The following is a 9348-nucleotide window of genomic DNA, read 5'->3' on the forward strand; positions in this document are numbered from 1 at the left end:
GACCCGTGTCCGCAACCGAACCGGCTCCGGCGTGGCAGTGGCCGGAGCACACCTGGCGGGGCCACGTCGAGGCGGTGCGCGCCGGGCGGCGGCTCGTCCCGCGGCGGTGGCCGGGCGACGCGCGCGTCGCGGTGGCGCTGTCCTTCGACTCCGATCACGAGACGATCCCGTTGCGGGACGCGGAGACCAGCCCCGGCCGGCTCGCGCAGGGCGAGTACGGATCGCGCGTCGGGGCCGGTCGGGTCCTGGAGGTGCTGGCCGATTTCGGCGCACCGGCGACGTTCTTCATGCCCGGCGTGTCCGCGCTGCTGCACCCCGGCGAAGCGAAGGACTACGCGGCGGCCGGGCACGAGATCGGGGTGCACGGCTGGATCCACGAGCGCAACACCCTGCTGGGCAAGGAGGACGAGAAGGCGCTGAACGTCCGGGCGATCGACGTCCTCGCCGAGCTCACCGGCGTCCGGCCCGTCGGGATCCGCACCCCGTCCTGGGACTTCAGCGAGTCCACGTTGGACGTCATCCGCGAGCTCGGGTTCGAGTACGACTCGTCGCTGATGGCCGACGACGAACCGTACGAGATCGTGGCGAACGGCGCGGCGACCGGGCTCGTGGAGATCCCGGTCGACTGGATCCGGGACGACGCCCCGTACTTCACCATGGACCGCTACGGCTCTGTTCGCCCGCACACCCGCCCGCGGGACGTGCTGGAGATCTGGACCGACGAGTTCGACGCGGCCCACCGCACCGGCGGCGTGTTCCAGCTGACGATGCACCCGCACGTCATCGGCCACCGCTCGCGGCTGGTGGTGCTGCGGGAACTGCTCGACCACATCGGGGCGCACCACGACGTCTGGTTCGCCACTCACGCCGAGCTCGCGGCCACCGCGCGCGCAGAGCTCGGGCGGCTCGATCCCCTTGGAGCGACACCATGATCGGCTCGGCAGCGGTCGCCACCGCGAAGACCACCCCCGCCCAGCGCAAGGCGATCGTCGCGGGCACCATCGGCAACACCGTCGAATGGGTCGACTGGGCGCTGTACTCCGTGTTCGCCAAGATCATCGCGGTGGAGTTCTTCCCCGCGGGCGACGAGACCGTGGCGCTGCTGTCCACGCTGGCGGTGTTCGCGATCGGCTTCGTGATGCGCCCGATCGGGGCCGCGGTGCTCGGCGCCTACGCCGACCGGCAGGGGCGCAAGAAGGGCCTCGCGCTCACCATCGGGCTGATGGCGGGGGCGTCGTTCCTGATCGCGCTCACCCCGACCTACGCGGCCGTGGGCCTGCTCGCGCCGGTGGTGCTGCTGCTCGCCCGGCTGCTGCAGGGCTTCGCCGCGGGCGGCGAATTCGGTTCCTCCGCGGCGTTCCTGGTGGAGTCCGCGGGAGCCGGGCGGCGGGCGTTCGCCGGTTCCTGGCAACAGGTCTCGGTCGCCGGGGGCGTGCTGATCGCGTCCCTGATCGGCACCGTGGCCACCTCGGCGCTGAGCGAGGAGGCCCTGCACGGTTGGGGCTGGCGAGCCGCGTTCGTGCTCGGCGGCCTGCTCGGCCTGGTGGGGCTGTGGCTGCGGACCTCGGTGGAGGACACCGGCTCGTTCACCACGGCCGCATCGAGCGGGCGGACCAAGGCGAACCCGCTGCGCACGATGTTCGTCGACCACCCGGTCGCCGCGCTGCGCGTCGCGGGCATCACCGTCGCGGGCACGCTGACCTACTACATCTGGGTCAACTACCTGCCGACCTACGCGAACCTGGTGACCGGGATCCCGCTCTCGCAGGCGTTGCTGTCGCAGACGTTGTGCCTGGTCGTGTTCGTGGTGCTGCTGCCGTTCGTCGGCCTGCTCTCGGACAAGGTGGGGCGCAAGCCCACGCTGGCCGCGTTCGCCGGTGGGTTCGTGGTGCTGTCGTGGCCGCTGCTGCACCTGCTGCAGAACAGCTTCCTGAGCGTGTTCGCGGTGCAGCTGGCCGGAATGCTGCTGGTGCTGGGCTATTCGGCGAACTGCGCGGTGATCATGGCCGAGCAGTTCCCGCCGGAGGTCCGGGCGACCGGGATCGCGCTGCCCTACGCCCTGTCGGTGGCCCTGTTCGGCGGGACCGCGCCGTACATCACGACCTGGCTCAACGACATCGGGCACCACGACCTGCTGTGGCTGTACGTGTCCGGGGCGGCGCTGATCTCGCTCGTCATCTACCTGACCATGCCGGAGACCAAGGATCGGGAGTTCGCGTGATGACCCACGTGCTCGTGACGGGTGCCGCGAGCGGGATCGGGCGCGCGATCGCGGCCGATTTCGCCGCCCGCGAGGGCTGCGCGGTCACCTCCGTCGATATCGACGGGGAGCGGCTGGCCGCGGCGCCGGGCTTCCCGGTGACCGCCGACCTCGCCGAACCCGGGGCGCCGCAACAGGTCCTCGACCAGGCGTGGCGCCGGGCGCCGGTGGACGTGCTGGTCAACGCGGCCGGCATCTACCCCTCGCTGGACATGCTGGACGTGGACGCCGGGCGGTGGGACCGGGTGTTCGCGCTGAACGTGCGCGCCCCGGTGCTGGCCACCACCGCGTTCGCGAAGCTCGCGATCGCGGCGGGACGCGGCGGTGCGGTCGTGAACATCTCCTCCGGGGCGGCGCTGCGGACCCGGCCGGGCGGCGGGCCCTACGCCAGCTCGAAGGCGGCGCTGGAGATGGCGACCCGGGCCGCCGCCCTCGAACTCGGCCCGCACGGCATCCGGGTCAACGCGGTCAGCCCCGGTTTCGTGGCGGTCGGCAGCGAGTGCAACCCGGTCGCCGACGACTACGCCGCGGCCGTGTCGGTGAACCCGCTCGGGCGGCCCGGCGAACCCGCGGACGTCGCGCGCGCCGTGCGCTGGCTGGCCGGCCCCGATTCGTCGTGGATCACCGGCGAGGTCGTGCGCGTGGACGGCGGCTCCGGTGCCGGGGCGGCGCACCTGCCGAAGTTGTGGCCACCGCAGGAAGAACAGCAGGAAGGACGCGAGGGATGAGCCGTGCTTCGTACGCCGTGCTGGGAGGTGGCGCGATCGGGGGCACCCTCGCCTACCACCTGGCGCGGGCCGGGCACCCGGTGACCGTGATCGACGCCGACCCCGAGCACGTGGCCGCAGTCCGGGCCCACGGGCTCCGCCTCGACCACCCGGGCGGACGGGGCGAGGTCCCCGTGCGCGCGACCACGCCCGCGGACTTCACCGGCCGGCTCGACCGGGTCCTGCTGGCCGTCAAGGCGCAGGCCACCGGGGCGGCGGCCGACTGGGTCGCCCCGCGCCTGGCCGACGACGGCTACGTGGTGTCGGTCCAGAACGGGTTCAACGAGCCGGTGCTCGCCGAGCGGATCGGTTGGCCCCGCACCATCGCGGCGTTCGTCAACATCTTCGCCGACCGGACCGCGCCCGGGGTGATCTCCGACGGCGGTTCCGGTGCGCTGGTGGTGGGGGAGCCCGGTGGCGCAGCGGTGTCCGATCGGGTGCGGCTGCTCGCCCGCGACCTGCGCGCCTGGGGCCCCGCGCAGGTCAGCGACAACGTCGAAGGTTTCCTGTGGGCCAAGGCCGGTTTCGGCGCGATGCTCGCCGCGACCGCGCTCGCCGACGACGCGATGGCCGACCTGATCGACCGGCACCCGGAGACGATGTGCGCGCTGGCCGCGGAGGTGTTCGACGTCGCCCGCGCGCTGCGCGTTCGGCTCGAACCGTTCGACGCGTTCGAGCCGGACGCGTTCGTCCGGGGCGCCGGTGCGGGGACGCGGGCGGAGGCGTTGGCACGGCTGACCTCCTGGCTGCGCACCCAGCCGAAGAACCGCAGCGGCATCTGGCGCGACCTCGCGGTGCGCCGGCGCGCGGTCGAGGTGACCACGCACTACGCCACCGTGCTCGACGAGGCCGATCGCGTCGGCGTGGCGGCGCCGGGGCTGCGGGCGCTGCTGGGCGTGCTCCGCGAACTCGAAGCGGACCCGGACTCGATGTCCGAGCGCCGCATCGCGGAACTCGGCGAGCTCGTGCGGAGCCCGGCGTGACCGGGGTGGCGGCCTGGCTGGCCGCGCACCGGGACGAGATGATCGCCGACCTGGCCGAGTACGTCGGGCACGAGAGCTCCAGCGACGACCTGGCCGCGCTCGACACCTGCCTGCACTGGGTGCGCGACTGGCTCGACCGCAGGCTCGGTCCGTCCACTTCGGATGAATGGCTGCTGCGGGAGACCACCGGTGACGTGCTGGTCCGGCACTACGCGGGCACCGGCTCGCCGGTGCTGCTGCTCGCGCACTACGACACGGTGTGGCCCACCGGCACCCTCGCCGACTGGCCGTTCCAGGTCGACGGCGACCGGATGACCGGCCCCGGCGTGTTCGACATGAAGGCCGGGCTGGTGCAGGCGGTGTGGGCGGTGCGGGCCCTCGACGCGCTCGGGCTGCCGCGGCCCGCGTTCACGCTGGTGCTCAACGGTGACGAGGAGACCGGCAGCCTCGCGTCCTCGGACGTCATCGTCGCCGAAGCCGCGAAGGCCCGGCCCGCCCTCGTGTTCGAGGCCAGCGCGGACGGTGCGCTCAAGACCGCGCGCAAGGGCGTCGGCCTGTTCACCGTGACCGCGACCGGCGAGGAAGCGCATGCCGGCCTCGACCCGGCCGCGGGCGCCGGCGCGATCCAGGAACTCGCCCACCAGGTGCTGCGCCTGCACGGGTGGACCGACCTCGACGCCGGCACCTCGGTGAACGTCGGCGTGATCGAGGGCGGCACCGGCGCCAACGTGACGGCGGGCCGGGCCACCGCGCGGATCGACGTGCGGGTGGGCGGGGAAGCGGAACGCCGCCGCATCACCGCCCTGCTGGCGGACCTCCGGCCGGTGAACCCCGACGTGGAGCTGGCGGTGACCGGCGACTGGAACCGGCCGGTGTTCGAGCGCACCCCCGAGGTCGGCGAGCTCTTCGCCCTGGCGCGGGCTTGCGCCGAACCACTGGGCGTGGACCTGCGGGAGGTCGCGGTCGGCGGCGCCAGCGACGGGAACTTCGTGGTGGCCGCCGGGATCCCGGTCCTCGACGGTCTCGGCGCCGTCGGCGGCGGCGCGCACGCCCGCACCGAGCACGCCACGATCAGCGGCATGCTCGAACGCTCCGCCCTCACCGCCGCGCTGCTGGCCGAACTCGCCGTCCGCTGACCAGGACCGCCCGGGTGGCCCGCGCCGCCGGTCGTGCGGCCGGTGACGCGGGCCCGCGCCGCGGCTCAGCCCTCGTCGAAGCGGGCCAGGGCTTGCGCGGTGGTGGGGAAGCACCGCATCGCGGTGTCGAGCCCGGCCACCTCCAGCGCGTGGGTGACCTCGCGGTGCGCGGTCACCAGCCGGAGCTCGACCCCGCGGGACCGCGCGTCCAGGTGGGCCTGCTTCAGCAGCTGCATCCCCGCCACGCTCAGGAAACCGACGCCGCTCAGGTCGACGACGATGGTCCGGACCTGGGCCGACAGGCGCGGCCACAGGACTTCTTCGAGATGGTCGATGGTCTCGGCGTCGATCTCCCCGCCGGGTTCGACGACGATCGACTCGCGGTCGGGGTACGAGACCTGCACGCGGAACCGCGGTGGTGCCGATTCCGCTCGGTGACCGGTCTCGGTCGGGTTCTCGGTCGGGTCCGGGGTGGTCATGTGCTGCGCGCTCCACTGTGGTCTCGCCCCGGTCAGCGCGCAGCTTCCGCCCCGCGACGGGACGGCCCGGGAACGGGCTCCGCATCGCGCACGGATCAGCGACGCCGGACCGGCACCGGTTCTGATCCTGGGTGGCTGACTGCTCAACCACGGGCATCTTAACCACCGCACCCGCCCGCGTTCCGGCAGCACCCGGTGCGGCGGGCGCGGTCGGCTCCCGGGCGTCCTCGGCCCGGCCGTCGGCGTGCGCCCCGGCGGACGGGAGCGCGTTCCCCCGCTCCCGCGCGGGCGCGCCGCCGAGCACCCGTGCGGCGCCCCCGCGGCGGGTGCGCGGCCGCGTCAGGCCGGGTTGGGGGAGGGTTCCGCGGGCCGCGCCGTGCGGACCTCGCGGCGCAGGAGCTTGCCGGTCGGCCCCTTCGGCAGCTCCGCCGTGACCCAGACCTGGCGCGGGTACTTGTACGCGGCGACGCGGGCCTTCACGAACTCGCGGATCTCGTCCGCGGTCGCCATCGCACCCGGCTTCAGCGCGATCGCGGCGACCACCTCCTCGCCGAGCTCCGGGTGCGCCACGCCGACCACCGCAGCCTCGGCCACGGCCGGATGCTCGTAGATGACCTCCTCGATCTCCCGCGGGTAGACGTTGTAGCCACCGCGGATGATCATGTCCTTCTTCCGATCGACGATGGTGAAGTAGCCGTCCTCGTCGCAGACCGCGAGGTCCCCGGTGCGCAGCCAGCCGTCGACGATCGTGTCCGCGGTGACCTCGGGGAGCCCCCAGTAGCCCTTCATCACGTTCGGACCCTTGATCACGATCTCGCCGACCTCGCCGGTCGGGACGCCGCGCCCGCCGTCGTCGATCACGCGCAGCGAGACGTCCCGCACGGGCACGCCGATCGAACCGGGCTTGCGTTCGAGGTGGGGGTGGTTGAAGCACGCCACCGGCGAGCTCTCGGACAGGCCGTAGCCTTCGAGGATCACGCAGCCGAAGGTCTCCTCGAAGGCCCGCAGCAGCTCGACGGGCAGCGGTGCGCCACCGCAGATGCAGCACCGCACGGTGGTGAGGTCGGCGTCGCCCGCGGCGTGCAGCATCGCGGAGTACATCGTGGGCACGCCCTCGAACACCGTGACGCGATCGCGCTCGATCACCTCCAGCGCCTTGGCGCCCTCGAAGCGCGCGATCAGCGTCAGGCAGGCCCCCGCCTGCACCGAGGCGATCAGCCCGCAGGTGAGCCCCAAGACGTGGAACAGCGGCAGGCACCCCATCACCACGTCGCCGGGCCCGATCTCGACGAGGGTCTCGCGGGTCACCGCGGCGTTCTCCGGGCTCGCCGCCGTCATCAGCGTCTCGCGGTCGGTGAGGTAGTTGAGCATCACCATGTAGTGGTCCTGCAACCGCTCCCCGACGGGGAGGTCCGCGAGCAGCGGGATGCCGAACGCCGCGAGCTGCGCGGCCGGGCCGACGCCGGAGAGCAGCAGCAGCTGCGCGGAACCGTAGGCGCCCGCGCTGAGGATCACCTCGCGCTCGGCGCGCAGCTCCTCGACCTGACCGTCGCGGCTGATCTCCACGCCGACGGCCCGGTTGCCCTCGAAGAGCACCTTGCGGGTCAGCGCCCCGGTGATCACGGTCAGGTTGGGCCGCTCCAGCGCCGGGCGCAGGTAGGCGACCGCGGTGCTGCACCGCATGCCCTCGCGCTGGGTGACCTGGAAGCGGCCGACGCCGAGCTGGTCGGCGCCGTTGAAGTCCTCGTTGTGCGGGAAGCCGGCTTCGACGGCCGCGTCCACCCAGGCGTCGCAGAGCGGGTTCATCGACCGGCTCTCGGACACGGTGAGCGGTCCGTCGGCGCCGTGGAAGTCGTCGGCGCCGCGCGCGTTGCCCTCGGCCTTCTTGAAGTAGGGGAGGACCTCGTCGTAGCTCCAGCCGGTGGCCCCGTCGGCCGCCCACTGGTCGTAGTCGGCGCGGTTGCCGCGGATGTAGATCATCGCGTTCATCGAGCTGGAGCCGCCGAGCATCTTGCCGCGCGGCAGGTAGGCGCGGCGCCCGCCGAGCTCCGGTTCCGGCTCGGTGTCCAGGTCCCAGTCCCAGCGGCTCTTGAACAACGAGCTGAACGCCGCGGGAATGTGGATCTCGTCGGCCGTGTCCGCCGCTCCGGCTTCGACCAGTGCCACGGTCACGCCGGGGTCTTCGGTCAGTCGGGCGGCCAACGCGCACCCCGCCGAACCCGCGCCGACAACGATGTGGTCGTACATGGCTTCCTCGCTCCCCGTTGAGTCGATCTGCTCGGATGAGTGTGACTACGAGCACAGCGCAGGACTTTGGGTGCGCCTCCAGAGTTGCGCCGATCGACCTGTGGCCAGGCCACAAGCGGGGGTGGAACGTCCGCTTCGCCACCACCGGTGCCCTCGGATCCGCCGCTGACCTCCCGGGTCCGGCACCCCCGCCACGACCGGGCGGAGCGCTACCCGGCTCCTCGACCGGAGGGCCGCCCCGGAACGCGGTCCGATGTGGACGGTCCGCGCCTGCCCTCCCGGACCGGGGTCACCGCGCCCCGCGGTCCCGGGGCGGGCGGCGGCGGAGCGCGGCGTCGTCGAGGGGCGCGGGCCGGTACCCGACGTCGGTGACGCCGGTGTCGGTCCCCGGCGCGGCGATCCCGTCGATGCGGTCCAGGACCTCGTCGTCGAGCACGACGTCGCGCCCGGCGAGCAGGTCGTCGAGCTGCGGCAGCGTGCGAGGCCCGATGATCACCGAGGTGACGTGCGGGTGGGTGGTGGCGAACGACATCGCCAGGTGCGTCAACGAGATCCCGGCCTCCTCGGCGAGGACGGCGAGCCGCTCGACCGCGGCGTGCTTGGCCTCGTCGGTCATGTGCCGCGGGCCCCACCGCGCGCGGCCGGGCGAGACGGGAGTGCCCGGCCGCCGGTACTTCCCGGTGAGCAGGCCCCAGGACAGCGGGCTCCAGGTGAGCACGCCCATCCCGTACCGGGCGCAGACGGGCAGCACCTCCCGCTCGATGCCGCGCGCCAGGATCGAGTACGGGGGTTGCTCGGTGCGCAGGCGGGCCAGGCCCCGCAGTTCGGCGACCAGGTGGGCTTCGACGAGGTCCGCGGCGAGGAAGCCGGACGAGCCGATGGCGCGGACCTTGCCGCTGGTGATCAGGCCGGTCAGCGCGGAGAGGGTCTCCTCCAGGTCCGTCGCCGGGTCGAAGTGGTGGATCTGGTACAGGTCGATGTGGTCGACGTCGAGCCTGCGCAGCGATTCCTCCACGGCGGTGACGATCCACCGGCGGGAGGCGCCGCGCCGGTTCGGGTCGTCGCCCATCGGCCCGCCGAACTTCGTCGCCAGCACGACCTCGTCGCGCCGTCCCTTGATGGCCGCTCCGACGATCGGCTCGGTGGCGCCGTACCCGTAGACGTCGGCGGTGTCGATGAAGTTGATCCCGGCGTCCAGCGCGCGGTGGACGATGCGGTGGCAGTCGGCGGGATCGGGGTTGCCCGCCGGGCCGAACATCATGGTGCCCAAGCAGTAGGGGCTCACGGCGATTCCGGTGCGACCGAGGGGGCGCGTCTTCATGGGTGCTGTCCGTTCGACGGGGCTGCGGAGGGTTCCGGGCGAGGGGGGGCGGGGGGGGGGGGGCGGCCCCCCCCCCCCCCCGCCCCGCGGGCCCGCCGCGCGCGGGGGCCCCCCGCGCGACCAAAGGACCCCCCACCCCCGGCGGGGGGAGCAAA

General features: G+C 73.4%; 8 protein-coding genes. 5 read left to right on the forward strand and 3 right to left on the reverse strand.

Features of this window, described 5'->3' with window-relative positions:
• The first annotated feature begins 5 nt into the window (after nucleotides 1-5).
• The 5 genes from LCD35_RS01045 to LCD35_RS01065 are packed head-to-tail and all read left to right on the forward strand — an operon-like array spanning nucleotide 6 to nucleotide 5146.
• Nucleotides 6-932: a polysaccharide deacetylase gene (locus tag LCD35_RS01045; protein ID WP_224965895.1), complete on the forward strand. Its 927-nt coding sequence runs from the start codon at nucleotides 6-8 to the stop codon at nucleotides 930-932.
• On the forward strand, nucleotides 929-2221 hold the full coding sequence (locus LCD35_RS01050; RefSeq protein ID WP_224977373.1) for an MFS transporter: 1293 nt from the start codon (nucleotides 929-931) through the stop codon (nucleotides 2219-2221). The genes LCD35_RS01045 and LCD35_RS01050 overlap by 4 nt, the downstream gene beginning before the upstream one ends.
• Nucleotides 2221-2988: an SDR family NAD(P)-dependent oxidoreductase gene (locus tag LCD35_RS01055; protein WP_224977374.1), complete on the forward strand. Its 768-nt coding sequence runs from the start codon at nucleotides 2221-2223 to the stop codon at nucleotides 2986-2988. Before LCD35_RS01050 ends, LCD35_RS01055 begins: the two co-directional genes overlap by 1 nt.
• Nucleotides 2985-4010 (forward strand): ketopantoate reductase family protein, encoded by a 1026-nt coding sequence (locus tag LCD35_RS01060; RefSeq protein WP_224977375.1) that lies wholly within the window; start codon nucleotides 2985-2987, stop codon nucleotides 4008-4010. The genes LCD35_RS01055 and LCD35_RS01060 overlap by 4 nt, the downstream gene beginning before the upstream one ends.
• Nucleotides 4007-5146 carry a M20 family metallopeptidase gene (locus LCD35_RS01065; RefSeq protein ID WP_224977376.1) on the forward strand — a complete coding sequence of 380 codons (1140 nt, stop codon included), beginning with the start codon at nucleotides 4007-4009 and terminating at the stop codon, nucleotides 5144-5146. The genes LCD35_RS01060 and LCD35_RS01065 overlap by 4 nt, the downstream gene beginning before the upstream one ends.
• Before the next feature lie 65 nt (nucleotides 5147-5211).
• Here LCD35_RS01065 and LCD35_RS01070 read toward each other — a convergent pair whose 3' ends face one another.
• From LCD35_RS01070 to LCD35_RS01080, 3 genes are all read right to left on the reverse strand, one after another.
• Entirely contained in the window at nucleotides 5212-5625 is a 414-nt protein-coding gene (locus LCD35_RS01070) for an STAS domain-containing protein (RefSeq protein ID WP_224957341.1), read from the reverse strand.
• 339 nt (nucleotides 5626-5964) lie between these two features.
• On the reverse strand, nucleotides 5965-7872 hold the full coding sequence (locus LCD35_RS01075) for a GMC family oxidoreductase N-terminal domain-containing protein (protein WP_224977377.1): 1908 nt from the start codon (nucleotides 7870-7872) through the stop codon (nucleotides 5965-5967).
• Nucleotides 7873-8161: 289 nt separating this feature from the next.
• Nucleotides 8162-9193, reverse strand: a complete 1032-nt coding sequence (locus LCD35_RS01080; protein ID WP_224957343.1) for an aldo/keto reductase — start codon at nucleotides 9191-9193, stop codon at nucleotides 8162-8164.
• Nucleotides 9194-9348 lie beyond the last annotated feature (155 nt).

This window comes from Saccharopolyspora sp. 6V (assembly GCF_020176785.1).
In the GTDB taxonomy this organism is placed as follows: Bacteria; Actinomycetota; Actinomycetes; order Mycobacteriales; family Pseudonocardiaceae; genus Saccharopolyspora_C; species Saccharopolyspora_C gregorii.